Here is a 25,566-nt window from a genome sequence, read left to right as displayed (position 1 = left end):
ATGAGCGACTCCCTTGATCTCAGCCTGGACGGTGTAGAACGCCGGTCACTGGCTGACTTCACCGAAAATGCCTACCTCAATTACTCCATGTACGTGATCATGGACCGTGCCTTGCCGCATATCGGCGACGGTCTGAAACCGGTACAGCGGCGTATCGTCTACGCCATGAGCGAGCTGGGGCTGGACGCCGATTCCAAGCACAAGAAGTCGGCGCGTACCGTCGGTGACGTGCTCGGTAAGTTCCACCCCCACGGCGACTCGGCTTGCTACGAAGCCATGGTGCTGATGGCCCAGCCGTTCAGCTACCGCTACACGCTGGTCGACGGCCAGGGCAACTGGGGTGCGCCGGATGATCCCAAGTCCTTCGCCGCCATGCGTTACACCGAAGCGCGGCTGTCGCGTTATTCCGAAGTGCTGCTCAGTGAGCTGGGCCAGGGCACGGCGGACTGGGGGCCGAACTTCGACGGCACGCTGGACGAGCCGCTGGTCTTGCCAGCCCGTCTGCCGAACATTCTGCTCAACGGCACCACCGGTATCGCCGTGGGTATGGCCACCGACGTTCCGCCGCACAACCTGCGCGAAGTCGCTACTGCCTGCGTGCGCTTGCTCGACGAACCCAAGGCCACGGTCGAACAGCTCTGTGAACACATCCAGGGCCCGGACTACCCGACCGAAGCGGAAATCATCACCCCGCGCGCCGACCTGCTGAAAATCTACGAAACCGGTCGCGGTTCCGTGCGCATGCGCGCCGTGTATCACATCGAAGACGGCGACATCATCGTCACCGCACTGCCGCATCAGGTTTCGGGCGCCAAGGTGCTGGAACAGATTGCCGCGATGATGCAGGCCAAGCCGTCCAAGGCACCGCAAATTGCCGACCTGCGTGACGAGTCCGACCACGAAAACCCGTGCCGGATCGTGATCATTCCGGGCGCCCGGAAAAACTTCGACCACGATGCGCTGATGCAGCACCTGTTCGCCAGCACCGAGCTGGAGTCGAGCTACCGGGTCAACATCAACATCATTGGCCTGGATGGCAAGCCGCAGCTGAAAAATCTACGCGCGCTGCTGGTCGAGTGGCTGGAGTTCCGGGTGCAGACCGTGCGTCGTCGCCTGCAATTCCGCCTCGACAAGGTCGAGCGTCGCCTGCACCTGTTGGACGGTTTGTTGATTGCCTACCTCAACCTGGATGAAGTGATCCACATCATCCGCACCGAGGAGTTTCCACGGGCCAGGCTGATCGAACGCTTCGCCCTGAGCGAAATCCAGGCCGACTACATCCTCGACACCCGTCTGCGCCAGTTGGCGCGGCTGGAAGAGATGAAGCTGCGTGCCGAGCAGGATGAACTGCTCAAGGAACAAGCCAAGCTGCAAGCTCTGCTGAGCAGCGAAGCCAAGTTGAAAAAACTGGTGCGCAGCGAACTGATCAAGGACGCTGAAACCTACGGTGATGACCGCCGGTCGCCTATTGTCGAGCGCGCCGAGGCCAAGGCCCTGACCGAGCACGATCTGCTGCCGAACGAGAAAGTGACGGTCGTGCTGTCGGAAAAAGGCTGGATTCGCTCCGCCAAAGGCCACGAGATCGATGCCACCGGGCTTTCCTACAAGGCCGGGGACGGTTTCAAGGCCCTGGCAGCCGGGCGCTCCAACCAGTTTGCCGTGTTTATCGACTCCACCGGTCGCAGCTATTCGGTGGCTGCCCACACCTTGCCGTCGGCCCGTGGCCAGGGCGAGCCGCTGACCGGCCGCCTGACGCCGCCGCCGGGGGCGAGTTTCGAATGCGTGCTGATGCCGGAAGACGATGCGCTGTACGTGATCGCCTCCGACGCCGGTTACGGTTTCGTGGTCAAGGGTGAAGACCTGCAGGCCAAGAACAAGGCAGGCAAGGCCTTGTTGAGCCTACCGAACAATGCCAAAGTCATGCTGCCGCGTCCCGTGGCCGATCGTGAGCAGAACTGGCTGGCGTCGGTGACGACCGAAGGTCGCCTGCTGATCTTCAAGATCAGCGACCTGCCACAATTAGGTAAGGGCAAAGGCAACAAGATCATCGGGATTCCTGGTGAACGAGTGGCCAGTCGCGAAGAGTATGTGACGGACATCGCCGTATTACCGGACGGTGCAACGCTGGTGTTGCAGGCCGGGAAACGTACCTTGTCGCTGAAAGCGGACGACCTCGAACACTACAAGGGTGAGCGCGGTCGCCGGGGCAACAAGTTGCCGCGTGGCTTCCAGAGGGTCGATGCGCTGCTCGTCGAAAACCTCAATTAGGCGACTTAGAAGCGCCGAACTACGATTTAACCCGTAGTTCGGCGCTTTGCGCTGGAGTCGGAACGCATATTCACGGATGATATGGCCTTTCAAGCGTCGGCGTAGCCGCGCATTTTTAATATTTGTTGAGTATTTTCACTGTGGTCAGCCTTTTGGCGATCACCTGGATGGGACGATGACTGCTCTGCGCCTTCCTTTTATTCTCATGCTCGCCGGCATACTTGGCCTGGCGGGTTGCAGCGTTCACCAACCGGTGTCGTTGTACCAGCTGGACGCTGGAAGTCCGGCTCAGCCTGCACAGAACGCTGGCATGGCGGTATTGTTGGGCCCGGTCACCGTGGCCGACTACCTGCAACGCGAAACCCTGTTGCAGCGTCAGCCGGATGGAAGCCTGCAAGCCTCGACCGATGGTCGCTGGGCTGGCAGCCTTTCGTCGGATATCGATCAGCTGCTGCTGCGTCAGGTCTCGGGTCGCCTGGACAGCCAGCGCGTGGTGCTGGCTCCGGCGACAGCGGGTTTCACCCCGGACGTTCAGGTGCTGTTGACCATCACTCGCCTGGATTCGGGTGAAAAACAACCGGCGATCCTCGATGCGCAATGGCGCCTGATCGACCGTCGCGGGCAGGTCCGCGACAACCGCATCATCCATTTGCAGGAACAGCATGCCGGTAGTACGGCGGCTCAGGTCCAGGCGCAGGGCGTGTTGTTGCAACGCCTGGCCGAGCAACTGTCGGTGGCAATCAAGCCTCTGGCCAATCAGCCACCGATCGCCGAAGTCCCGCGCAAGCCGGCGGCAGCCAAGGCGACAGCACCTGCGGTAGAACAGGAAAAGCAGCCGAAGATCCCGATGGCCGCGCCTATTCGTACGGATATGGAAGTGTTCCGCTTCTAAGCCTGGACTGAATCCCTGCAAAGCCCGCCTCTGTGCGGGCTTTGTTGTTTCTGCAGGCCAGAGATACTTATCGCCTGTCCTGACCTCTTCGCGGGCAAGCCCGCTCCCACAGTGTCCGCGTCGTACACAAACTATGTGAACGCCCCCTGAACCTGTGGGAGCGGGCTTGCCCGCGAAGGCGTCAGGACAGGCAACAAAAAAGCCCGCAGACGATCGCTCATCTGCGGGCTTCATTGTGGCCGGGCCTGTGGCTTAAGCGCGGCGCTCGTGCATTCGCGCCAATTGCCGTTCAAGCATCGACGGATACGGCTCCATCAACCGCTCCACGCAGCACGCACCTTCAGGGCTGGCGATCGGGCGGATCCGCGCGCGCTGGCGGATCAGCGCGTCATCGCTGATCTTGCGCTCCACCAACAGCAGGTTGCGGCTGTGTTGCGACAGGGCCAGGGCGTCCTGGGCGGAGTCGGTCAGCAGCAGGTCGATCTGGCTCAGGCCGAACAGTTCCTCGCCGAGGGTCAGGCCCAGCTGCAATTGCAGGGTGATGCCGCTGTCCGCGACTTCGATCTGCAACTGGTGGCCCAGGGCTCGCAGCAGCTCGCCACAGCAAATGGCGTTGGTCAGGTAATCGTCGCCGCTGTCTTCGGTGTGGAACAACATCAAGGTGCTGCCATCGTTCAAGGTCTCCACTTCGCCTTGATACAGCGAAGCGGCCTGGTCTAGGCAGTCGCGATAGCGTTCGAGCAGTTCTTCCAGGCGTGCCCGCGGCAGGCGGCGCAGTTGTTCCTGGGAACCCAGTTGCACTGCCAGCACCGCGCTGTGTTGCGGCACGCTCGGCGTGGCCTTGCGAATCACCGGTTGTGGGGTGCTGTCCAGCGACTCGTCGCGCAGGTCGGCGAACGGGTCTTCATCATCGTCGTCTTCGACGGTGCTGACGATCTGCCGTGGCGCTGGCTTGAGCGCCGCTACCGGGCGGCTCTCGTCGAAACTCGGATCGCGCAGGTTACGCACTTCGAAGGCCGGGTCGGCCTCGTCATCGATGCCGTCGAATTCCGGCTCCGGTTCCGGCACAGGGGCGGGTTCCGGGGCGAAATTGGCGTGCAGCTGACGCGCCAGGTCACCGATTTCGTCCTGGCGGTCGGTGGCCGGGGTGTATTCATCGATATTGCGCAGCCACACCCGCAATTGCAGCAGCGGCGTGGAGAGATAACGCCCCATGCGCAGGCTCAAGGCCAAAGACAGGGCGAGCAGGATGGCGCTGAGGATGCCCATGCTTTGCAGGCTGATGGTCATCGGCTGCTGGAACTGGTCCATGTCCAGGCTGATGCGCAATTGCCCGGCGGTCACGTCCTGGAAGGTGATCTTGCTCTGGTACATGCCCTCGGCTTCGCCCAGCAGGCCATGCTTGGGGCGCTGGCCGGATTCGGCGAGGATGCGGTTGTCCGGGCTGTAGATGGCGGCGTGGGCCACCAGCTTGTTCTTGGTCAGGTTATTGAGCAGCACGTTGAGGCTGAGGATGTCGTTGGACACCAACAGCTCGGTGGCCGAGGTGGCCGTCTGCGTGGTCAGGCTTTCGCCCAGCGCATCCGCCTGCTCGTGCATGGCCTGCTTGAACTGCAAGCCCATCACACCGGCATAGATGACCAGGGCCAGGGCGACCAGGATCACGTTATGGCTGGCAATGCGCAATGCAATCGGTACACGGCGGTGACGCAGTGCCCGGAAGATCAGCAGGAAGAAGTTGTCGGTTTTTACTGGCGTGGGCCGGTTCACTTGAGCTCGGCTCTTTTGTCCGTGAAGTTGACGCGCAGTATAGCGACAGGCCCTAGACCGTCAAAGCGCTCACGGTGCCCGATGGTCACTGAAAGTGGGTAGAATGCGGTTTTTTTCCACCTGCGGGGGTGCGCCTTGCGCGAAATCGTCCTGATAAACATCACTGGTGAGGACCGTCCGGGTCTGACTGCGGCCATTACCGGCGTTCTGGCCCAGGGTGGTGTGAACATTCTCGACATCGGTCAGGCGGTGATCCACGACACCTTGTCGTTCGGCATCCTGGTTGAAATTCCTGACACCGAGCAAGGCAAGTCCGTGCTCAAGGACATCCTGTTCAAGGGCTATGAGCTCGATCAACAGGTGCGTTTCACGCCGGTATCCGAACAGGATTACCAGCAGTGGGTCGGCAACCAGGGCAAAAAACGCCACATCGTGACCCTGTTGACCCGCAAGGTCACAGCCGGGCAGTTGCAGGCCGTGAGCTCGATCACCGCCAAATATGGCCTGAACATTGACCACATCGACCGTCTTTCCGGGCGCATGCCGCTGGACACCCCGGCCGACAAGGGCAAGGGCTGCATCGAATTTTCCGTGCGTGGCGAGGCGGCTGATCCGCAGGCGCTGCGGGCAGAATTCCTCAGCGTTGCCCAGGAACTGAATGTCGACATCGCCTTCCAGGAAGATTCGCTGTTCCGTCGCAACCGTCGCCTGGCCGTGTTCGACATGGATTCAACGCTTATCGAAGCCGAAGTGATCGATGAACTGGCCAAGGCGGCCGGTGTGGGTGACAAGGTGTCGGAAATCACCGAGCGGGCAATGGCCGGTGAGCTGGATTTCCGTGCCAGTTTCAAAGAGCGTCTGGCCTTGCTCAAAGGTCTGGACGTCAACGTGCTGGACTCCATAGGCGCCTCGCTGCGCCTGACCGAAGGTGCCGAAACCCTGTTCGCCGAACTCAAGCGCCTGGGCTACAAGACCGCGATTCTGTCGGGTGGCTTCACTTACTTTGCCAAGCAATTGCAGGCCAAACTGGGCATCGACTACGTTTTCGCCAACGAACTGGAAGTGGTCGACGGCAAAGTCACCGGCGTGGCGATCGAGCCGATTGTCGACGCGCAGCGCAAGGCGGATTTGCTGAAGGAATTGGCACACAAGGAAGGCTTGCGCCTGGAGCAGACCATTGCGGTCGGCGACGGTGCCAACGATCTGCCAATGCTGGCGATTGCCGGGTTGGGCGTGGCGTTCCGCGCCAAGCCGCTGGTCAAGCAATCGGCCAAGCAGGCGATTTCGACGCTGGGGCTGGATGGTGTGCTGTATCTGCTGGGCTTGCGCGATCGCGACGGCCAGCTGTAACACGTAAACCCACTGTAGGAGCTGGCTTGCCAGCGAAGGCGGCGTATCAGGCACACCGCGTTGTAACATTCGCCGGCAAGCCGGCTCCTACAGGTTCAGACTTATGCCTTTGGCAGGCCCATGCCCTGACCCATCTGCACCGCTGTACCGGCGGTCATTTCTTCAGCCCACTTCACCTGATCCGGCCCGAACAGCACGACAGCGGTCGAACCCAGCTTGAAGCGACCCAGTTCCGCACCTTTTTCCAGGTGGATCGGTGCGCGGGAGGCTTCGTCGTAACGGAAGGTTTTCAGTTCGCGCTTGGGCGGCGTCACCAGGCCCGCCCAGACGGTTTCGATCGAGGCCACGATCATCGCGCCCACCAGCACCACGGCCATCGGGCCGTGCTCGGTGTCGAAAATGCACGCCACGCGCTCGTTGCGGGCAAACAGTTCCGGAACGTTTTCAGCGGTGGTCTGGTTGACCGAAAACAGACGACCCGGGATGTAGATCATCTCGCGCAGGGTGCCAGCCAGCGGCATGTGCACGCGGTGATAGTCCTTCGGCGACAGGTAGATGGTCGCGAAGTCGCCGCCCATGAACGGCGCAGCATTCGCCGCATCGCCACCGAGCAGTTCCAGCACGCTGAAGCTGTGGCCCTTGGCCTGGAACACACGACCGTGCTCGATCGGGCCGAGCTGGCTGATCGCGCCGTCGGCCGGGCTGAGGATCGCGCCCGGGGTCTCGTCCAGCGGGCGGGCACCGTCTTTCAGTGCGCGGGTGAAGAACGCATTGAAGTGCTCGTAGGCGGTCAGGTCTTCGACCAGCGCCTGGGACATGTCCACCTGGTAACGCTTGGCGAACCAGGCGGTAAAGGCGTTCTTGAACCAGCGCACGCGGCATTCGGCGATGCAGCCGGCCAGTCGCGAGAGCAAGTTGTGGGGCAGCAGGTACTGGCTGAGGATAAACAGACGCTTGTTCATTAACTGTCCTTGAAAAACTTAAATCTCTACGGGCGTATCGGGATGGTTGCCCCATTCGCCCCAGGAGCCGGCGTAGCCTTTGACCCGCGGATAACCGAGAGCCTTGGCCACCAGATAGGTGAAGCCAGAACGATGATGGGTCTGGCAGTGGGTAATCACTTCTTTGTCTTTGCTGATCCCGAGTTGTTCGAGGATCTGCTGCATATCGGTGCGGATGCGCAACTGGCGCGCCTGATCCATGCCGGCGGTCCATTCGAAATTGACCGCGCCGGGAATGTGGCCGCCCTTGGCTGCCAGGACTTTCTCACCGGAATACTCCAGCGGCCCGCGTGCGTCCCAGATGGCCAGGTCGGCGGCGCCGAGACGGCTTTGCAGGTATTCGCGGGTGGCAGTGGGTTCGTCGTGCAAGGTCAAAGAAACCGGGCCACCCACGGGTGGCGGGATCTGGATCGACATGGGCGAACCTTCTGCCAGCCAGGCCGGCAGGCCGCCATTGACGTAGTGGTACTTGCTGTGGCCGATGACATCCAGCAGCCAGATAAAGCGTCCGGCCCAACCGCCGCCTTCGTCGTCATACACCACGTAGACCGCGTCGGGGTTGTGTCCCAACTCGCCAAACAACGTTTCGAGTGCTGCCTGCGGGGGCATCAGCCCCGGGGCGGGCGCCTGACCCAGTTGCGTGCGTTTGGGATCGACAAAGCGCGCGCCGGGAATGTGCCCTTCGGCGTAGCGGGCGGCACTGGTCAAGTCCACCAGAATCAGTTCGCGGGCGTCGAGGCGAGGGAGCAAGTCGCTCGGCTCGATCACCAGCGGCAAGCCAGAGAAGTCAGACATGTGAGGTCTCCAGAGCACAAAAAGGGAGGATTGTAGCGCAGCTTATTGGCCTCGGTTGCTAAAGCTGTGCAGGGCTTTTTCGATGCATTGTGCGGTTTTGCCGAAGGCCTGTACGGAAATTTCCGAAAACGGCCCACCGCCCTGGTCCGCCACGACGATCATGATCACCCGGCCATTGTTGACCAGCGAACGCAGCAGCAGGTGTTCGCCGCTGAACTGCGAACGCAGATTGTTGGGCAGCAGGGCCGAGAATTGCGCGTTGTTGGCTGGCGTCAGGCGGACCTGGGCCTGTTGCGCGAGCAGGCGTTGCAACACGTTGCTCTGGCTGACCACGAAGTTCAGCCCGGCCGCCTCTTTCGGCAGGCCGGCCGTCTGGTGCACGCGCAGGTTGGCGTGGGTGCGGTCGGCCATCAGGATCATCACCCGACGCATGCCGCAGGCTGCGAGGGCGTCCCGGGCGGCGATCGTCAGGTGCATGGCGTTGGTGAAGCGGCTCGGCTCGACCAGCAATTCGGCGCATTGCTTGCGCCATTTCGCCAGATCTTCGGCGGTGGGGGCCGCGGCCGGTAGCAGTCCGGCGTGGATACGGTTCATGCCCCACGGCCAGATCAGCGATTCGGCGGGGTGCCAGAGATCGGGCATGGCATGCTGGCGCGCGCTGTTGGCGGCTTGCTGATGAAGTTGCTGCTGCACCTCGTCCATCGGCATTTGCAGGTAAAGGCTGGTCAGGTACTGCCAGCGCTCACTGTGCGGGCTGTCCCAGGCGTGTTGCGCCGACAGCGCCAACCCGTTGGCCAGCAACACCGTATTGGCCGGTTGATTGAGCCAGCGGCGCAGGGTCGGGTTGTCATCGAGGCGGTTCTGCTGACGCAATGGATGCTTGCTGTCACGGGCAATGCGCAGGACTTTCACCAGTTCCCGCTGTTCGGTGAGCAACAGTCGATAGCCTTGCTGTACCCAGATCGGCAAGCGCCAGGTCTCCACCAGTGCCTGGCCGATGTCCAGCAGGCGTACACCAAACAGTTGCCGCTCGACTTTGCGTGCCGACTCGCCTTTGTGGATGACCCGCAGTTCCCAGTCTTCGAGCAGTTCTGGATGGGTCAGCGCCAACGGCCACAGGGGCGAAAGGAACAGCAGGCTACCCCAGTGGATGTCTTGCCACAGGCGTGCCAGGCGACTGGCAAAAAAACCGTTGGCCTGTTGCGTGGCGTGCTGGCTGATCATCTGCAGCTGACGCAAGGCTTTGGGAATGTCGGACTGGGGTTCAGCGGGCAAGCGCGCGAGCAGCTCTTCGGTGCGCTTGAGGCCAAGGCGATTGATCGCGATCTCGAGGTTTTCCGCAGGCTCCGTCATGCTGCCGTGGGTGTGCCGGTTGGCTTCGCGAATCACGCTCAAGGCCAGGGCCGGGCTGCCTTGCATGAGGTCGGCGATGTCGCGCAGCGAGCTGCGGTTGTCGCGGATGGCCTTGCAGACAAGGTCGTGGCTGGCTTGCGGGACGGGAAGGCGTACGCCATCGAGCAGCTTGATCCAGCCTTCGAGTGTCGTCGGTTTTGGCGTTGGAACGTTCGTTTCGTTAACCATGGTTGGAGGCGATCATCGTCAGCATTACCCAGGCCCGGAGTGGGTCAAATTGGCTTTTCGCCTGAACGGGCTATAGTCTGGCGCAGTTTTGCCGATAAGTAGAAGAAGAGATTTTTTAACTTCCGAATATGACCTTGAACCCGACTCAGTAAGTGCTCTCCTACCTATGGCTAAAATTATCGGCATCATTGTCGTATTCGCGAGCGTGCTCGGCGGATACGTGCTTTCCCACGGCAAGATTGCCGCCCTGATCCAGCCTTTCGAGGTCATGATTATCGGTGGTGCGGCCCTCGGCGCATTCCTGCAGGCCAACCCTGGCCATATGGCGATGCACGTTCTCAAGAAAGCCTTGGGAATGTTCAGTTCACGCTTCAACCACGGGTTCTATCTGGAAGTGCTGGGCCTGATCTACGAGATCCTCAACAAGAGTCGCCGCGAAGGCATGATGGCGATTGAAGGCGATATCGAAGATGCCGCCGCGAGCCCGATCTTCGCCAAGTACCCTACGGTCCTCAAGGATGAGCGCATGACAGCATTTGTCTGCGATTACCTGCGCATCATGTCCTCCGGCAACATGGCTCCCCACGAACTTGAAAACCTGTTCGACATGGAGCTTGCCAGCCTCAAGGAAGACCTGGATCACCCGTCCCACGCAGTGAACGGCATTGCCGACGCCATGCCGGGTTTCGGTATCGTCGCGGCGGTGTTGGGTATTGTGGTGACCATGGCTTCGCTGGGTGAAAGCGACCAGAAAATGATTGGCCTGCACGTCGGTGCGGCACTGGTCGGTACCTTCTTCGGTATTCTCGCGGCCTACGGCTTCTTCGGTCCCCTGGCACATGCCCTGGGTCACGATGCCAAGGAAGAGCTGAACGTCTACGAAGCCATCAAGGCCTCGTTGGTCGCTTCGGCTTCCGGCATGCCGCCATCGCTGGCGGTAGAGTTCGGGCGCAAGGTTCTGTACCCGGCGCACCGCCCTAGCTTCGCGGAGCTGGAACAAGCGGTTCGTGGTCGCTAAACCATGGAGAACAATCAGCCGATAATCATCAAGCGCGTCAAGCGCTACGCCGGCGGGCATCACGGGGGCTCCTGGAAAATCGCCTTCGCTGACTTTGCCACGGCGATGATGGCGTTCTTCCTGGTGTTGTGGCTGCTGTCCACCGCCACGCCGGAACAGAAGATTGCCATCGCCGGTTACTTCAAGGACCCGATCGGCTTCACCGAAAGCGGCACGCCGTACATCATCGATCTGGGCGGCACGCCAGAGTTGGCGCCGGAAAACACCCTCAACCCCGAGGTGAAATCCCAGCCACAGCCGGACAAGGTGACCGTCGATGCCGAGCAGGTCGAAGGCATGGCCGAAATGGTGGAGAAGGAACGCCTCGAGCTGTTGCTGCAAGAGTTGCAAAACAAGGTCGAAGAGAATCCGCAGCTGCAGAAATTCAAAGACCAGATCATGTTCGAGATCACCCCGGACGGCCTGCGTATCCAGATCGTCGATGCCGAGAACCGGCCGATGTTCGATTCAGGTTCAGCTCGCTTGAAGCCGTATTTCGAAGACATCCTGCTGGCCATGGCCGACACCATCAAGGCGGTGCCGAACAAGATCAGTATCAGCGGCCACACCGATGCCAAGCCATACACCGGCACCGGTGATTTCGGTAACTGGGAGCTGTCGGCCAACCGTGCCAACGCGGCACGTCGCGCGCTGGTGGCGGGCAGCTATCCGGATGCGCAGGTGGCGCGCGTGGTCGGTTATGCCTCGTCGGCCCTGTTCGACCGCGAGCACCCGTTCAATCCGGTCAACCGCCGTATCGACATCATCGTGCTGACCAAGAAAGCCCAGCGCGCCATCGAAGGATCCCAAGGCGCGGAGCCGGCTCCAGATGCCTCCCAAGGCGCTCCCGGCGCAGCGCCTGCCGCGCCGGCTGACCCGAACGCGTTGCCGGCGGACAAGGAGCCGCTACCGGCCCACGAACTTCGCGAGCGGCTGAATCTGTTTGACAATCCGGCGCCCAAACCGGGTGACGCGCCTAAACAGTGACCCATGAAAAAGCCGCGATCATCGCGGCTTTTTCATGTCTGCGGGAAGCGGCTCAGTAGCCGTTTTCCGGCAAGCTGGCGATGATCGAGCGGTAGCTGTTCATCCGTTGCTGCTGCACGCGGCCGTCCTCAAGGGCCTTGAGCAGGGCGCAACCGGGTTCGCGGTCATGCTTGCAGTCACGGAAGCGGCAGGTGCCGAGCAGGTCGTTGAATTCGATGAAGCCGGCTTCGACATCGGCACGACTGACGTGGCCCAGGCCGAATTCGCGGATACCCGGGGAGTCGATCAACTCACCGCCGCCTGGGAAGTGGAACAACCGCGCGGTGGTGGTGGTGTGAGTGCCCTGGCCGGACAGCTCGGACAGCGGGCCGACGCGGGTTTCGACATCCGGCAGCAGGCTGTTGACCAGCGACGACTTGCCGACACCGGACTGGCCGACGAACACGCTGATGCGCCCGTCCAGTTGTGCCTGCAATTGCTCCATGCCGTTGCCATGGTGCGCCGACACTTCCAGCACCGGATAGCCGAGGGTGCGGTACACGGCGAGCAAGGCATTGAGCGCCGGAGCGTTGTGTTCGTCGATCAGGTCGAACTTGTTCAGCAGCAACAGCGGCTTGATGCCCGCATGCTCGGCTGCCACCAGATAGCGGTCGATCAGGTTGGCGTGGGGTTCGGGCAGCGGTGCAAACACGATGACAATCATGTCGACGTTGGCCGCCACCGGCTTGAGCTGGCCTCGGCTGTCCGGGCGACACAGCTCGGTGTTGCGCGGCAGTTGTGCCACGATCACGCCGATGCCCTGGTTGCCGGCACGCCACACTACCTGGTCGCCTGTCACCAGCGCCGGCAGGTTGGCGCGCAGGTGGCAACGGAACACCTGGCCGGCCAGTTCGCCGTCGCGGGCTTCGACCTCGACCTGCACACCGAAGTGCGCGATCACCAGACCGTGCTGTTCCGGGCCCAGATCGCCGCCCTCAAGTGCCTCGACAGCCGAGGACTCGCGTTTGGCGGCGCGGGCAGCGCGTTCGCCCTGAATCTTTTCGATGCGCCAGTTTTGGCGGCGATTGAGTTGGCGTTTGGCCATGGGTGTTCCGTATCAAGAATGCAGCGATTAGGTAAAACGGCCGCGAGTTTAGCACGCCCGGCCACCGGCCTAGGCTAAACTGCGCAGCATTGCCTAGGAGCCGACACATGCAAAATCCGCAGAACCTGATCTGGATCGACCTGGAAATGACCGGTTTGAACCCTGATACCGACGTCATTATCGAAATGGCCACCATCGTCACCGACAGTGACCTGAACACCCTGGCCGAAGGCCCGGTGATCGCCATTCACCACAGCGACGAAATCCTCGCCGGCATGGACGAGTGGAACACCCGTCAGCACGGCGGTTCCGGGCTGACCCAGCGGGTTCGCGACAGCCGCATCAGCATGGCCGAAGCCGAGGCCGAAACCATCGCCTTCCTGGAAAAGTGGGTACCGAAGGGCAAATCGCCGATCTGCGGCAACAGTATCTGCCAGGATCGTCGCTTCCTTTATACGCACATGAAATCCCTGGAAAGCTATTTCCACTACCGCAATCTCGACGTGTCCACGCTCAAAGAGCTGGCTGCGCGCTGGGCACCAGACGTGCGTGACAGCTTCAAGAAGGGCAGCACCCACCTGGCGCTGGACGACATCCGCGAATCCATCGCCGAATTGCAGCACTACCGCAAGCATTTCATCAAAGCCTGAGCTTGAAGCTCGACCTTGTAGGAGCTGGCTTGCCAGCGATGGGGCCCATGAGGACGTCATCGCCGGCAAGCCGGCTCCTATAAGTAGTGATGCCCTCTTTTGGTGCTCCGGCGAAGTCAGTAGACTGCGCGCCTTTCTGCAAGGACCGCCACTATGCTGCTGATGCTCTACCTGATCGCCATCACCGCCGAAGCCATGACCGGCGCCCTGTCTGCCGGGCGTCGTGGCATGGACTGGTTCGGTGTGGTGCTGATCGCTTGCGTCACGGCGCTGGGTGGCGGGTCGGTGCGCGATGTGCTGCTCGGGCATTACCCGTTGACGTGGGTCAAACACCCGGAATACCTGGTGCTGACCACGGCCGCCGCGATGATCACTGTGTTCACGGCGCGCTGGATGCGCCACCTGCGCTCGCTGTTTCTGGTGCTCGACGCCATTGGTCTGGTGGCGTTCACCCTGATCGGCTGCATGACCGCGCTGGAAATGGGCCACGGCATGCTGGTGGCTTCGGTCAGCGGCGTGATCACCGGCGTCTTCGGCGGCATCCTGCGGGACATCTTCTGCAACGATATTCCGCTGATCTTCCGGCGGGAGCTCTATGCCAGCGTCTCGTTCGCGGCGGCGTGGTGCTACATGCTCTGCATCTATCTGCAGTTACCCGCTGAGCAATCGATTCTGATTACCCTGTTCGGCGGGTTTCTGTTGCGCTTGCTGGCGATCCGTTTTCATTGGGAAATGCCCAAGTTCGTCTATAACGACGAAGCCTGACGTTCGGCATGTTGCCGCAACGCCCACTCGACATGTTCGCGTACGAGTTGCGAAGGATGTTCCCGTCGCGCCTTCAACGCTTCCAGCACCGGAATCGTTGAAGGCGCATTGCCCAGGCCTACCGCCAGGTTGCGCAGCCAGTTTTCGTAACCGGTCCGGCGCAGCGGCGAGCCTTCGGTACTGCTCAGGAATTTTTCCTCATCCCACATGAACAGTTCGGCCAGCTCAGCGTTGTCCAGGTTGTGCCGCGGTTTGAAGTCGCTTTCACCGGACGGACGGGCGAAGCGGTTCCATGGGCAGACAATCTGACAATCGTCGCAACCGAACACCCGGTTGCCGATCAGCGGCCGCAGGTCTTCAGGGATCGCGCCTTTGAGTTCGATGGTCAGGTAGGAAATGCAGCGTCGGGCGTCCAGCACATAGGGACCGACGAAGGCATTGGTCGGGCAGATGTCGAGGCAGGCGCTACAGCGACCGCAGTGTTCGCTGGCGTGAGGCGGGTCTACCGGCAGCGGCAAATCGACGAACAATTCGGCGAGGAAGAAATAACTGCCGGCCTTGCGATTCAAGACCAGGGTGTTCTTGCCGATCCAGCCCAGGCCGGCCTGTTCGGCGATGGCTTTTTCCAGCACCGGGGCACTGTCGACGAAAGCGCGATAGCCGAAAGGCCCGATGACTGCTTGAATCTTTTCCGCCAGTTGTTGCACGCGTTTACGGATCAACTTGTGGTAATCGCGACCCAGGGCATAGCGCGAGACGTAGGCTTTTTCCGGCTGGGCGAGCATTTTCGCCATGTGGGTGTCGCCCGCCAGATAGTCCATGCGCAGCGAAACCACCCGCAAAGTGCCGGGCACCAGTTCTTCCGGGTGCGAGCGCTTGCTGCCATGAGCGCCCATGTAGTCCATTTCGCCGTGGTAGCCGGCGGCGAGCCAGCGCTCCAGGTGTTGCTCATGCTCGCCCAGGTCGAGGCCGCTGATGCCGACTTGCTGAAAGCCCAGCTCGCGCCCCCAGTCCTTGATGGCTTGGGCGAGGGCAGGCAGGTCTGTGGTGATGGCGGACATGAGGCGAGAGAAACCGGAGCTGAGGTGCGTATAATTCTGCCAGACATCGGAGCCTGAAGACGCATGCCACAGACGAAAGATGAATTACCCGACGCGCTGTACGGTGCCGCACAGTTGCGTGCGCTCGACGCGCGGCTGATTGCCGCGGGCACGCAGGGCTTCGAATTGATGCAACGCGCAGCCCGTGCAACGTGGCGGGCGCTGGTACGGCAATGGCCATCGGCGAATGAACTGACCGTGCTCGCCGGGCATGGCAACAACGCTGGCGACGGTTATCTGGTGGCCGTGCTGGCACGGCGTGCCGGGTGGCAGGTGCGCGTGCTGGCGGTCGGTGATCCGCGGCGCTTGCAGGGCGATGCCGCGCTGGCCCATACCGAGGCGCTGGCTGAAGGCGTCGCGGTGCAGGGCTGGAGCGACCAGAGCGAGTTGCGTGGTGTTGTCCTCGATGCCTTGCTCGGCACCGGCCTGAGCGGCGAAGTGCGCGAGCCTTACTCGGCTGCCATTAAAACGATCAATGCCAGCGGCCTGTCGGTGACGGCGGTCGATATTCCTTCCGGACTGTGTGCCGACACCGGGCGAGAATTGGGTGTCGCGGTGCGCGCCGATCTCACGGTGACTTTCATCGGGCTGAAAGCGGGTCTGTTCACGGGCGACGCAGCGGATCACGTCGGCGAGCTGGTGTTCAACGACCTGCAAGCCACAGCTGAAACATACAGTGATATTCCTGTTCGCGCCCGACGTCTCAACGCAGCTAATCTTCCGCGCCCGGCGGCTCGCCCACCGACGTCCCACAAGGGGCGTTTCGGGCATGTACTGTTGATCGGTGGCGATCATGGCCTTGGCGGAGCGATCCTGCTCAGCACCGAAAGCGCATTGCGCAGCGGCGCTGGAATGGTTTCGCTGGCAACCCGTCCCGAGCATGTGCCAGCGGCGTTGAGCCGAGTGCCGGAAGCCATGGCGCTCGGCACTTCGTCGGCCAATCAGTTGATGGGGCTGTTGGAGAAAGTCTCAGTGCTGGTGGTCGGTCCAGGCCTCGGGCAGGCCGGTTGGGGGCGTTCATTGTTGTCGGCCGCCGCCAACGCGCCATTGCCGCAAGTGTGGGATGCCGACGCATTGAACCTGCTGGCAGGCGGTTTCGTCCGTTTGCCCAAGGATTGCGTGATCACTCCGCATCCGGGCGAAGCGGCGCGCTTGCTGGGGGGCAGCACTGCCCAGGTGCAGGCCGATCGCCCGGCCGCAGCGATGGCGTTGAGCAAGAAATACTCAGCAGTGGTGGTGCTGAAAGGTGCCGGTAGCCTGATCGCCCATCCCGACGGACGTCTGGCGCTGTGTCATCAGGGGCATCCGGCGATGGCCGCTGCCGGTTTGGGCGATGTCCTGGCCGGTTTGCTTGGCGCGTTGCTGGCCCAGGGCATGGAGCCATTCGACGCGGCCTGCCTGGCGGTCTGGCTGCACGCCAATGCCGGTGAACAACAAGGAAAATTGGGCCGTGGGCTGGCGGCCAGTGATCTGATTCCAGCCATTCGTCAGTTGTTGGAGGAGCAAGCACCGTGTCTGAAGTAACCCTGTACCTGGCCGATGAACAGGCCATGAGCGACTTTGGCGCACGCATTGCCCGAATCACCCAAGGCCATGGCCTGATCTTCCTTGAGGGCAACCTGGGGATGGGTAAAACCACGTTGTCCCGAGGCATCATCCGCGGACTGGGGCATGCCGGGGCAGTAAAAAGCCCGACCTTCACCTTGGTCGAACCCTACGAAATCGGCGACATCCGCGCCTTTCACTTCGATTTGTACCGGCTGGTCGATCCGGAAGAGCTGGAGTTCCTCGGTATCCGCGACTACTTCGAAGACGATGCCCTGTGTCTGATCGAGTGGCCCGACAAAGGTGCAGGCTTTTTGCCAAAGCCGGACCTGACCATTACCATTAGCCCGCAAGACAGCGGGCGTTCGCTGAAAATTTTATCCCAGGGCTCGCGTGGCGAGGCCTGGTGTGCCGCTTTGGCATTGGAATCCAAATAGATGATGGGGTTAGGTATGCGCTTTCGCGCGTTGGTGGCTGCCGTAGGGGTGTTGTTTTTGGCGGTAACCGTCGACGCTGTGGCCGATTCGAAGGTCAACAGTGTTCGTCTGTGGCGGGCACCGGACAACACACGACTGGTGTTTGACCTGACCGGCCCGGTGCAACACAGCGTCTTCACCCTGACGGCACCGGATCGCCTGGTCATCGACATCAATGGCGCGACCCTCGGTGCGCCGCTCAATGTCAACACCTCGAACACCCCGATTACCGCCATGCGCTCGGCTCAACGTACGCCGACCGACCTGCGGGTGGTCATCGACCTGAAAAAGGCCGTGACACCGAAAAGCTTCTCCCTGGCGCCGAACGCCCAGTACGGCAACCGGTTGGTGGTCGATCTGTTCGATAACGCCGCAGATGCTGCACCTCCTCCAGCACCAACGCCATCGGTCGCCACGGTGCCCGCCGTGCCGGTCTCGCCTGCGGAACCTGCAATCAAGTTGCCGCCAGCTCCGGCCGGCAAGCGCGACATCATTGTGGTGATCGACGCCGGACATGGGGGTGAAGACCCGGGTGCTTCGGGTTCTCGCGGACAACGCGAGAAAGACGTGGTGTTGCAGATTGCCCGCGAATTGCAACGCCAGGTCAACGGCATGAAAGGTTTCCGCGCCGAACTGACCCGTACCGGCGACTACTTCATTCCATTGCGCGGCCGTACCGAAATTGCCCGCAAGAAAGGCGCGGACCTGTTTGTCTCGATCCACGCCGACGCCGCGCCTTCTGCCGCCGCTTTCGGCGCCTCGGTATTTGCCCTGTCTGATCGCGGTGCCACTTCGGAGACGGCCCGCTGGCTGGCCGACAGCGAAAACCGTTCCGACCTGATCGGTGGTGCCGGCAACGTCAGCCTCGATGACAAGGACCGCATGCTCGCCGGTGTGCTGCTTGACCTGTCGATGACGGCATCCCTGACGTCCAGCCTGAACGTTGGCCAGAAGGTGCTGAGCAACATTGGCCGGGTGACGCCTCTGCACAAGCAACGGGTCGAACAGGCCGGGTTCATGGTGCTGAAGTCGCCGGATATTCCGTCGATCCTGGTGGAAACCGGGTTTATCTCCAACGCCAACGAAGCCTCGAAGCTTGCCGCATCGAACCACCAGCAGGCGCTGGCGCGTTCGATCAGCGCCGGCGTGCGCCAGTTCTTCCAGCAGAACCCGCCACCGGGCACCTACATTGCCTGGCTGCGCGACTCCGGCAAGATTGTTCAAGGTCCACGTGACCACCGCGTCAATCCCGGCGAGACCCTGGCGATGATCGCTGTGCGCTATCAGGTGTCGCCCGCGACCCTGCGCAGCGCCAACAACCTGTCGAGCGATGAGCTCAAGATCGGTCAGCACCTGACTATTCCGGGCACTGAATTGGCGGCCAAAGAATGAATCAGGTTGTGAACAGTGGCGCTCGAATCGAGCTGCTCAGCCCGCGACTGGCGAACCAGATTGCCGCAGGTGAGGTGGTCGAGCGTCCGGCTTCGGTGATCAAGGAGCTGCTGGAAAACAGCCTCGACTCCGGCGCCAGGCGTATCGATGTCGATGTGGAGCAGGGCGGCGTCAAGCTGCTGCGGGTGCGCGACGATGGCAGCGGCATTTCCGCCGATGACTTGCCGCTGGCGCTGGCCCGTCACGCCACCAGCAAGATCCGCAACCTGGAAGACCTCGAACAGGTCATGAGCCTGGGGTTTCGTGGCGAGGCCCTGGCATCGATCAGCTCCGTCGCGCGCCTGACCCTGACCTCCCGTACCCGCGATGCCGACCAGGCCTGGCAGGTCGAGACCGAGGGGCGTGACATGGCGCCCCGCGTACAACCCGCGGCCCACCCGGTGGGCACGTCGGTTGAAGTGCGTGACCTGTTCTTCAATACGCCAGCGCGGCGCAAGTTTCTCAAAAGCGAAAAAACCGAATTCGATCACCTGCAGGAAGTGATCCGGCGCCTGGCCCTGGCGCGCTTCGATGTGGCCTTCCATCTGCGCCACAACGGCAAGACCATCCTCAGCCTGCATGAGGCCCATGATGATGCGGCCCGTGCCCGGCGCGTGGCGGCGATTTGCGGGCCGGGCTTCCTGGAGCAGGCGCTGCCGATCGAAATCGAGCGCAACGGCCTGCATCTATGGGGCTGGGTCGGCTTGCCGACCTTCAACCGCAGTCAGGCCGATTTGCAGTATTTCTTCGTCAATGGCCGTGCCGTACGCGACAAGCTGGTGGCTCACGCCGTGCGCCAGGCCTATCGCGACGTGCTGTTCAACGGTCGGCACCCGACCTTTGTGCTGTTTTTCGAAGTCGATCCGACTGGCGTCGACGTCAACGTGCATCCGACCAAGCACGAAGTGCGCTTCCGTGAAGGGCGCATGGTCCATGATTTCCTCTATGGCACCTTGCACCGCGCCTTGGGCGATGTGCGGCCCGATGATCATCTGGCGGCGCCGGTTGCCACGGCCATCGTCCGGCCTACCGGCCTCGAAGCCGGTGAATTCGGGCCCCAGGGCGAAATGCGCCTGGCCGCCAATGCGCTGCTGGAGCAGCCTCAGGCCCAGCCGTCGTTCAATACGCCGGCGGGTTCGGGGTCTGGCGCGGGCTATCAGTATCAATACACGCCGCGTCCGCAGTCCGGTGTGCCTGTCGCTGAGGCGCAGGCCGCCTATCGCGAGTTTTTTGCGCCGCTGCCCGAGGCCAATGCCGTCGCGCTGCCGGCCGGGCAAGACGACATCCCGCCGCTGGGTTATGCGCTGGCACAACTCAAAGGCATCTACATTCTTGCGGAGAACGCTCAAGGCCTGGTGCTGGTGGATATGCACGCCGCCCACGAGCGGATCATGTATGAGCGTTTGAAGGTGGCGATGGCCAGCGAGGGCCTGAGCGGTCAGCCGTTGCTGGTGCCGGAGTCCCTGGCCGTCAGCCAGCGTGAAGCCGATTGCGCCGAGGAGCACGTCGCCTGGTTCCAGCGCCTGGGCTTTGAATTGCAGCGCCTGGGTCCGGAAACCCTGGCGATCCGGCAGATTCCGGCACTGCTCAAGCAGGCCGAAGCCAACCGGCTGGTCGCCGACGTCCTGGCCGACCTGATGGAGTTCGGCACCAGCGACCGCATTCAGGCGCACCTGAACGAATTGCTCGGGACCATGGCCTGCCATGGCGCGGTTCGTGCGAATCGGCGTTTGGCCCTGCCGGAAATGAACGGTCTGCTGCGTGACATGGAAAACACCGAGCGTAGCGGTCAATGCAACCATGGCCGACCGACCTGGACCCAGTTGGGCCTGGACGATCTGGACAAACTGTTCTTGCGCGGTCGTTGATGAACCAGCTCCCTCCTGCGATTTTCCTGATGGGGCCGACCGCCGCCGGCAAGACCGACCTGGCGATCGAACTCACCAAAGTCCTGCCTTGCGAGTTGATCAGCGTCGATTCGGCGCTGGTCTACCGTGGCATGGACATCGGCACCGCCAAGCCTTCAAAAGAACTGTTGGCGCAATATCCGCATCGTCTGATCGATATTCTCGACCCGGCCGAGAGTTATTCGGCTGCGGAATTCCGTCGTGATGCACTGGAAGCCATGGCCGATATCACCGCGCGCGGAAAAATTCCGCTGCTGGTGGGCGGCACAATGCTCTATTACAAGGCTTTGGTTGAAGGCCTGGCGGATATGCCGGCCGCCGATCCCGACGTCCGTGCGCAAATCGAAGAAGAGGCTGCACGCCTTGGCTGGCAAGCCTTGCACGAACAATTGGCGGTGATTGATCCGGAGTCTGCGGCGCGAATACATCCGAACGATCCCCAGCGGTTGAGTCGAGCGCTGGAAGTTTATCGTGTCAGCGGTCAAAGCATGACCGCCCTGCGTTTGCGACAATCTGTGCAAAGTACCGAAGCAGCCGCTTCGGGACAGCAACAATTGCCCTATACTGTTGCGAACTTGGCCATTGCCCCGGCAAATCGCCAGGTACTGCACGAGCGAATTAAACAAAGATTCACTTTAATGTTGGAACAGGGATTCATTGACGAGGTCGTAGCCCTGCGTAAGAGAAGTGACCTGCATGCCGGGTTGCCGTCTATACGTGCAGTAGGCTACCGCCAAGTCTGGGACTACCTGGATGGCAAGCTGACGTCAGCCGAGATGCAGGAGCGTGGAATCATTGCCACGCGCCAATTGGCGAAACGCCAGTTCACCTGGCTGCGCAGCTGGACTGATCTGCATTGGCTGGACAGTCTGGATTGCGACAATCTGCCGCGCGCCTTGAAATACCTTGGGGCCATCTCCATATTGAGCTGAGTCCTTGCAATTGCCGTCTATCCTTGGGGGTGTGGCGGCCGAAGCCATCTGTTTACCTATTTTTTATATTGAATCCTTAAAGGAGTGCGGCACATGTCAAAAGGGCATTCGCTACAAGACCCTTACTTGAATACTTTACGTAAAGAGAAAGTTGGGGTGTCCATCTACCTGGTCAACGGTATCAAACTGCAAGGCACGATCGAGTCCTTCGACCAGTTCGTTATCCTGCTGAAAAACACCGTCAGCCAGATGGTCTACAAACACGCGATCTCTACAGTGGTGCCGGTTCGTCCAATTCGTCTGCCTAGCGCAACCGAATCCGATGCAGGTGACACTGAGCCAGGTAACGCCTGATAGGAGTCTCCTTTGTTCTTTGAGCGCCACGGTGGTGGTGAACGAGCCATTCTCGTTCACTTGGATGGTCAGGACCCTGAGGCGCGCGAAGATCCGCAGGAGTTTCAGGAGTTGGCAATGTCGGCTGGCGCCGAGACCGTCGCGTTTTTCAACGTGCCGCGTAATCGGCCAACCGCCAAATACCTGATTGGCAGCGGCAAGGTCGAGGAGTTACGCGACCTGGTCAAAGCCGAACAGGTAGATCTGGTGATTTTCAATCACATCCTCACACCCAGTCAGGAACGTAACCTCGAACGTGTTTTCGAGTGTCGCGTGATCGATCGCACGGGTCTGATTCTCGATATCTTCGCCCAACGCGCCCGCACCCATGAAGGCAAGCTCCAGGTCGAACTGGCCCAGCTTGAGCACATGAGTACGCGGCTGGTTCGCGGCTGGACTCACCTCGAACGGCAGAAAGGCGGTATCGGCCTGCGCGGTCCGGGTGAAACCCAGCTGGAAACCGACCGGCGCCTGTTGCGGATTCGCCTGCGGCAGATCAAGGGGCGCCTGGAAAAGGTCCGCAGCCAACGCGAGCAATCGCGCCGTGGCCGCAAACGGGCTGACATTCCGACGGTTTCGCTGGTGGGTTATACCAACGCCGGCAAATCGACGCTGTTCAACTCGGTGACCGATTCCGACGTTTTCGCCGCTGACCAGCTCTTCGCCACCCTCGACCCGACGCTACGCCGACTGGAACTCGAGGACCTCGGGCCGATCGTGCTGGCAGATACCGTGGGCTTCATTCGTCACTTGCCGCACAAACTGGTTGAAGCATTTCGGGCTACGCTCGAAGAGTCGAGCAACTCCGACCTGTTGCTGCACGTGATCGACTCCCATGAACCCGAGCGCATGGCGCAGATTGAACAGGTCATGGTGGTGCTCGGAGAGATTGGGGCTCAAGACTTGCCGATCCTGGAGGTCTATAACAAACTCGATTTGCTCGAGGGTGTGGAGCCGCAGATCCAGCGTGATGCCGATGGCAAGCCGCAGCGGGTCTGGCTTTCGGCGAAAGACGGTACAGGGCTGGACCTGCTCAAGCAGGCCGTGGCCGAGTTGCTTGGCGATGAATTGTTTGTTGGCACCTTGCGATTGCCGAATCGGTTTGCTCGACTGCGTGCGCAGTTTTTCGAACTCGGTGCGGTACAGAAAGAAGAACACGATGACGAAGGCATCAGTTTACTGGCCGTTCGTTTGCCACGGGCCGAATTGAATCGGCTGGTGAGCCGCGAAGGTTTGCAACCGATGGAATTCATCGAGCAACACACTTTGCAATAAAAGCCTGAGAAAGCGGTTGTGTCGTGGTGACAGGCATTCTGTAGCATTGGTCGGCGCGCCGTGGGTGCGTCTTTGCTTTATCAGATGGAGAGCGCTATGGCTTGGAATGAGCCGGGTGGCAACTCGAATAATCAGGATCCTTGGGGTGGCAAGCGTCGTAACAACGGCGACCGCAAGGGACCACCGGATCTCGACGAGGCCTTCCGAAAGCTGCAGGAAAGCCTGAACGGTTTGTTCGGTGGTGGTAAGAAACGTGGTGGCGACGACGGCGGTGGTCCGGGCAGGAGTGGCGGCTTTGGCGGTCTGCTCGGCATCGGCCTGGTCGTGCTGGCCGCCGTCTGGCTGTACAGCGCGGTTTATGTCGTCGACGAGCAGGAGCAGGCCGTGGTGCTGCGCTTCGGCAAGTACTACGAAACCGTGGGGCCGGGCCTGAATATCTACTTCCCGCCAATCGACAGGAAGTACATGGAAAACGTCACGCGTGAGCGTGCCTACACCAAGCAGGGCCAGATGCTGACCGAAGACGAGAACATCGTCGAAGTGCCACTGACCGTGCAGTACAGGATCAGCAATCTGCAGGACTTCGTGCTGAGCGTCGATCAGCCGGAAATCAGCCTGCAGCACGCGACCGACAGCGCCTTGCGCCATGTGGTGGGTTCCACCGCAATGGACCAGGTACTGACTGAAGGTCGTGAATTGATGGCCAGCGAAATCAAGGAGCGTCTGCAGCGCTTCATGGACACCTACCGCACCGGTATCACCGTTACCCAGGTCAACGTTCAGAGCGCAGCGGCACCGCGCGAAGTCCAGGAAGCCTTCGATGACGTGATCCGTGCCCGGGAAGACGAGCAGCGTTCGCGCAACCAGGCCGAAACCTATGCCAACGGCGTCGTGCCGGAAGCTCGTGGTCAGGCCCAGCGTATCCTTGAGGATGCCAACGGTTATCGTGACGAAACCGTCTCGCGCGCCAAGGGTGAGGCCGATCGCTTCACCAAGCTGGTCGCCGAGTACCGCAAGGCTCCTGAAGTCACCCGCCAGCGTCTGTACCTGGACACCATGCAGGAAGTCTTCAGCAACACCAGCAAGGTTCTCGTGACCGGCAACAAGAATGGCCAGAACAACCTGTTGTACCTGCCGTTGGACAAAATGGTTGAAAGTGGTCGTAGCACCAGCACTCCGATGAGCAGCAGTGCGGCAGCCACCAGCAATGAAGCGAATACGCGTGCGGCAGCAGATCTGCAGCAGCAGGCACGTACCAGGGAGAGTCGCTGATGAGCAATAAATCGCTGATCGCCCTTATTGTCGGCGTCGTCGTGGCGATCGCTGCCTGGAACTGCTTCTACATCGTGGCTCAGACCGAGCGTGCGGTGTTGCTGCAGTTCGGTCGCGTGGTCCAGACCGATGTTCAGCCAGGCCTGCATGTGAAAGTGCCTTACGTCAACCAGGTGCGTAAATTCGACGCTCGCCTGATGACGCTGGATGCACCGACACAACGCTTCCTGACGCTGGAAAAGAAAGCCGTGATGGTCGATGCCTACGCCAAGTGGCGCGTGAAGGACGCAGAGCGTTACTACACCGCGACTTCCGGCCTCAAGCAGATCGCCGACGAGCGTTTGTCCCGTCGTCTGGAGTCGGGCCTGCGTGACCAGTTCGGTAAGCGCACCTTGCACGAGGTGGTCTCCGGTGAGCGCGATGCGCTGATGGCGGACATTACTGCTTCGTTGAACAAGATGGCTGAAAAAGAGCTGGGCATCGAAGTTGTCGATGTTCGGGTCAAGACCATCGACCTGCCGAAAGAAGTGAACCGCAGCGTGTTCGAGCGTATGAGCACCGAGCGTGAGCGTGAAGCTCGCGAGCACCGCGCCAAGGGTAACGAGCTGGCCGAAGGCATCCGTGCCGACGCCGATCGTCAACGTCGCGTGCTGCTGGCTGAAGCCTATCGTGAGTCCGAAGAGGTTCGCGGTGACGGCGATGCCCAGGCTGCGGCGATCTACTCCAAGGCCTACGGTCAGGATCAGGAGTTCTACGCGTTTTACCGTAGCCTGCGCGCCTACCGTGAAAGCTTCGCGAACAAATCCGACGTCATGGTCCTCGACCCAAGCAGTGACTTCTTCCACTACCTGGAAAAAGCCAAGCCTTGATACGGCGTTGACCTGAATCCTCCCGCCGGGCGGCTAAAACCTCTGGCGGGGTGATCCTTTGGGAAAACGTGTGTATGATGCGGCAGCCGGGAAATTCCCGGCTTTTTTGCGTCTGCATGTTTGATTGCTCTTTTTAAGCGGACGCCGGGCCGATTGGCTCGACAGT

22 protein-coding genes are annotated in these 25,566 nt (G+C 61.2%); 16 read left to right on the top strand and 6 right to left on the bottom strand.

Annotation, left to right across the window (positions count from 1 at the left end):
• Both parC and PMI31_RS06215 read left to right on the top strand, forming a co-directional pair.
• Positions 1–2,268 carry a DNA topoisomerase IV subunit A gene (gene parC, locus PMI31_RS06220; RefSeq protein WP_008016917.1) on the top strand — a complete coding sequence of 756 codons (2,268 nt, stop codon included), beginning with the start codon at positions 1–3 and terminating at the stop codon, positions 2,266–2,268.
• 175 nt (positions 2,269–2,443) lie between these two features.
• Entirely contained in the window at positions 2,444–3,160 is a 717-nt protein-coding gene (locus tag PMI31_RS06215; protein WP_008016916.1) for a PqiC family protein, read from the top strand.
• Between the two features lie 252 nt (positions 3,161–3,412).
• On the opposite strand, the gene PMI31_RS06210 is transcribed toward PMI31_RS06215, so the two are convergent.
• Positions 3,413–4,930, bottom strand: a complete 1,518-nt coding sequence (locus PMI31_RS06210) for an AhpA/YtjB family protein (RefSeq protein WP_008016914.1) — start codon at positions 4,928–4,930, stop codon at positions 3,413–3,415.
• Between the two features lie 135 nt (positions 4,931–5,065).
• On the opposite strand from PMI31_RS06210, the gene serB reads away from it, so the two are divergent.
• Positions 5,066–6,280 carry a phosphoserine phosphatase SerB gene (gene serB, locus PMI31_RS06205; RefSeq protein WP_008016913.1) on the top strand — a complete coding sequence of 405 codons (1,215 nt, stop codon included), beginning with the start codon at positions 5,066–5,068 and terminating at the stop codon, positions 6,278–6,280.
• A 101-nt stretch (positions 6,281–6,381) separates the two neighbouring features.
• On the opposite strand, the gene asd is transcribed toward serB, so the two are convergent.
• From asd to PMI31_RS06190, 3 genes are read right to left on the bottom strand one after another with little or no spacing between them, the layout of a single operon-like run.
• Positions 6,382–7,242 carry an archaetidylserine decarboxylase gene (gene asd, locus PMI31_RS06200; RefSeq protein ID WP_008016912.1) on the bottom strand — a complete coding sequence of 287 codons (861 nt, stop codon included), beginning with the start codon at positions 7,240–7,242 and terminating at the stop codon, positions 6,382–6,384.
• 18 nt (positions 7,243–7,260) lie between these two features.
• A complete protein-coding gene (gene rhdA / locus PMI31_RS06195) occupies positions 7,261–8,076 on the bottom strand; it encodes a thiosulfate sulfurtransferase (RefSeq protein WP_008016911.1) in 816 nt (271 codons plus the stop codon).
• Between the two features lie 42 nt (positions 8,077–8,118).
• Complete coding sequence (locus PMI31_RS06190; protein WP_008016910.1) at positions 8,119–9,657, bottom strand: HDOD domain-containing protein; 1,539 nt, start codon at positions 9,655–9,657, stop codon at positions 8,119–8,121.
• Between the two features lie 166 nt (positions 9,658–9,823).
• Between PMI31_RS06190 and motA the strand changes: the two genes are divergently transcribed.
• Positions 9,824–10,675, top strand: a complete 852-nt coding sequence (gene motA, locus PMI31_RS06185; RefSeq protein WP_008016909.1) for a flagellar motor stator protein MotA — start codon at positions 9,824–9,826, stop codon at positions 10,673–10,675.
• A gap of 3 nt (positions 10,676–10,678) precedes the next feature.
• On the top strand, positions 10,679–11,701 hold the full coding sequence (gene motB, locus PMI31_RS06180; RefSeq protein ID WP_008016908.1) for a flagellar motor protein MotB: 1,023 nt from the start codon (positions 10,679–10,681) through the stop codon (positions 11,699–11,701).
• A gap of 52 nt (positions 11,702–11,753) precedes the next feature.
• Here motB and rsgA read toward each other — a convergent pair whose 3' ends face one another.
• Positions 11,754–12,785 carry a small ribosomal subunit biogenesis GTPase RsgA gene (gene rsgA / locus PMI31_RS06175; protein ID WP_008016907.1) on the bottom strand — a complete coding sequence of 344 codons (1,032 nt, stop codon included), beginning with the start codon at positions 12,783–12,785 and terminating at the stop codon, positions 11,754–11,756.
• Positions 12,786–12,892: 107 nt separating this feature from the next.
• Here rsgA and orn point away from each other — a divergent pair, with 107 nt between their 5' ends.
• Together orn and PMI31_RS06165 are read left to right on the top strand one after the other, a co-directional pair.
• Entirely contained in the window at positions 12,893–13,435 is a 543-nt protein-coding gene (gene orn / locus PMI31_RS06170; protein WP_007983969.1) for an oligoribonuclease, read from the top strand.
• 153 nt (positions 13,436–13,588) lie between these two features.
• Positions 13,589–14,200: a trimeric intracellular cation channel family protein gene (locus PMI31_RS06165; protein ID WP_008016905.1), complete on the top strand. Its 612-nt coding sequence runs from the start codon at positions 13,589–13,591 to the stop codon at positions 14,198–14,200.
• Here the strand turns inward: PMI31_RS06165 and queG are convergent.
• A complete protein-coding gene (gene queG / locus PMI31_RS06160) occupies positions 14,182–15,261 on the bottom strand; it encodes a tRNA epoxyqueuosine(34) reductase QueG (protein ID WP_008016903.1) in 1,080 nt (359 codons plus the stop codon). The two genes, PMI31_RS06165 and queG, sit on opposite strands and share 19 nt — an antisense overlap.
• Before the next feature lie 63 nt (positions 15,262–15,324).
• Here queG and PMI31_RS06155 point away from each other — a divergent pair, with 63 nt between their 5' ends.
• The 9 genes from PMI31_RS06155 to hflC all read left to right on the top strand — a co-directional run bounded on the left by PMI31_RS06155 (position 15,325) and on the right by hflC (position 25,400).
• A complete protein-coding gene (locus PMI31_RS06155; protein WP_008016902.1) occupies positions 15,325–16,824 on the top strand; it encodes a bifunctional ADP-dependent NAD(P)H-hydrate dehydratase/NAD(P)H-hydrate epimerase in 1,500 nt (499 codons plus the stop codon).
• Positions 16,812–17,282, top strand: coding sequence for a tRNA (adenosine(37)-N6)-threonylcarbamoyltransferase complex ATPase subunit type 1 TsaE (tsaE, locus tag PMI31_RS06150; RefSeq protein ID WP_008016901.1), 471 nt, complete (start codon positions 16,812–16,814; stop codon positions 17,280–17,282). The genes PMI31_RS06155 and tsaE overlap by 13 nt, the downstream gene beginning before the upstream one ends.
• The gene (locus PMI31_RS06145; RefSeq protein WP_008016900.1) at positions 17,283–18,713 is read left to right on the top strand and encodes an N-acetylmuramoyl-L-alanine amidase; all 1,431 of its coding nucleotides are present in this window, start codon (positions 17,283–17,285) and stop codon (positions 18,711–18,713) included.
• Entirely contained in the window at positions 18,710–20,620 is a 1,911-nt protein-coding gene (gene mutL / locus PMI31_RS06140) for a DNA mismatch repair endonuclease MutL (protein WP_008016899.1), read from the top strand. Before PMI31_RS06145 ends, mutL begins: the two co-directional genes overlap by 4 nt.
• Positions 20,620–21,591, top strand: coding sequence for a tRNA (adenosine(37)-N6)-dimethylallyltransferase MiaA (miaA, locus tag PMI31_RS06135; RefSeq protein ID WP_008016898.1), 972 nt, complete (start codon positions 20,620–20,622; stop codon positions 21,589–21,591). Before mutL ends, miaA begins: the two co-directional genes overlap by 1 nt.
• A gap of 93 nt (positions 21,592–21,684) precedes the next feature.
• Entirely contained in the window at positions 21,685–21,945 is a 261-nt protein-coding gene (hfq, locus tag PMI31_RS06130) for an RNA chaperone Hfq (protein ID WP_008016896.1), read from the top strand.
• Between the two features lie 12 nt (positions 21,946–21,957).
• The gene (gene hflX, locus PMI31_RS06125) at positions 21,958–23,259 is read left to right on the top strand and encodes a ribosome rescue GTPase HflX (RefSeq protein WP_008016894.1); all 1,302 of its coding nucleotides are present in this window, start codon (positions 21,958–21,960) and stop codon (positions 23,257–23,259) included.
• A 96-nt stretch (positions 23,260–23,355) separates the two neighbouring features.
• Positions 23,356–24,531 carry an FtsH protease activity modulator HflK gene (hflK, locus tag PMI31_RS06120; protein WP_008016893.1) on the top strand — a complete coding sequence of 392 codons (1,176 nt, stop codon included), beginning with the start codon at positions 23,356–23,358 and terminating at the stop codon, positions 24,529–24,531.
• Positions 24,531–25,400, top strand: a complete 870-nt coding sequence (hflC, locus tag PMI31_RS06115; RefSeq protein WP_007973264.1) for a protease modulator HflC — start codon at positions 24,531–24,533, stop codon at positions 25,398–25,400. Before hflK ends, hflC begins: the two co-directional genes overlap by 1 nt.
• The last annotated feature ends 166 nt before the right edge of the window (positions 25,401–25,566 follow it).

Source organism: Pseudomonas sp. GM55 (assembly GCF_000282395.1).
Classification (GTDB): Bacteria; Pseudomonadota; Gammaproteobacteria; order Pseudomonadales; family Pseudomonadaceae; genus Aquipseudomonas; species Aquipseudomonas fluorescens_CC.
This window is presented reverse-complemented; position numbering and strand designations above follow the sequence as displayed.

Bases quoted from the DNA above. Each gene is read 5' to 3' on its own strand.
- parC (WP_008016917.1), top strand. From the start codon at position 1: ATGAGCGACTCCCTTGATCTCAGCCTGGACGGTGTAGAACGCCGGTCA.
- PMI31_RS06215 (WP_008016916.1), top strand. From the start codon at position 2,444: ATGACTGCTCTGCGCCTTCCTTTTATTCTCATGCTCGCCGGCATACTT.
- asd (WP_008016912.1), bottom strand. From the start codon at position 7,242: ATGAACAAGCGTCTGTTTATCCTCAGCCAGTACCTGCTGCCCCACAAC.
- rhdA (WP_008016911.1), bottom strand. From the start codon at position 8,076: ATGTCTGACTTCTCTGGCTTGCCGCTGGTGATCGAGCCGAGCGACTTG.
- PMI31_RS06190 (WP_008016910.1), bottom strand. From the start codon at position 9,657: ATGGTTAACGAAACGAACGTTCCAACGCCAAAACCGACGACACTCGAA.
- motA (WP_008016909.1), top strand. From the start codon at position 9,824: ATGGCTAAAATTATCGGCATCATTGTCGTATTCGCGAGCGTGCTCGGC.
- motB (WP_008016908.1), top strand. From the start codon at position 10,679: ATGGAGAACAATCAGCCGATAATCATCAAGCGCGTCAAGCGCTACGCC.
- rsgA (WP_008016907.1), bottom strand. From the start codon at position 12,785: ATGGCCAAACGCCAACTCAATCGCCGCCAAAACTGGCGCATCGAAAAG.
- orn (WP_007983969.1), top strand. From the start codon at position 12,893: ATGCAAAATCCGCAGAACCTGATCTGGATCGACCTGGAAATGACCGGT.
- PMI31_RS06165 (WP_008016905.1), top strand. From the start codon at position 13,589: ATGCTGCTGATGCTCTACCTGATCGCCATCACCGCCGAAGCCATGACC.
- queG (WP_008016903.1), bottom strand. From the start codon at position 15,261: ATGTCCGCCATCACCACAGACCTGCCTGCCCTCGCCCAAGCCATCAAG.
- PMI31_RS06155 (WP_008016902.1), top strand. From the start codon at position 15,325: ATGCCACAGACGAAAGATGAATTACCCGACGCGCTGTACGGTGCCGCA.
- PMI31_RS06145 (WP_008016900.1), top strand. From the start codon at position 17,283: ATGATGGGGTTAGGTATGCGCTTTCGCGCGTTGGTGGCTGCCGTAGGG.
- mutL (WP_008016899.1), top strand. From the start codon at position 18,710: ATGAATCAGGTTGTGAACAGTGGCGCTCGAATCGAGCTGCTCAGCCCG.
- miaA (WP_008016898.1), top strand. From the start codon at position 20,620: ATGAACCAGCTCCCTCCTGCGATTTTCCTGATGGGGCCGACCGCCGCC.
- hfq (WP_008016896.1), top strand. From the start codon at position 21,685: ATGTCAAAAGGGCATTCGCTACAAGACCCTTACTTGAATACTTTACGT.
- hflK (WP_008016893.1), top strand. From the start codon at position 23,356: ATGGCTTGGAATGAGCCGGGTGGCAACTCGAATAATCAGGATCCTTGG.
- hflC (WP_007973264.1), top strand. From the start codon at position 24,531: ATGAGCAATAAATCGCTGATCGCCCTTATTGTCGGCGTCGTCGTGGCG.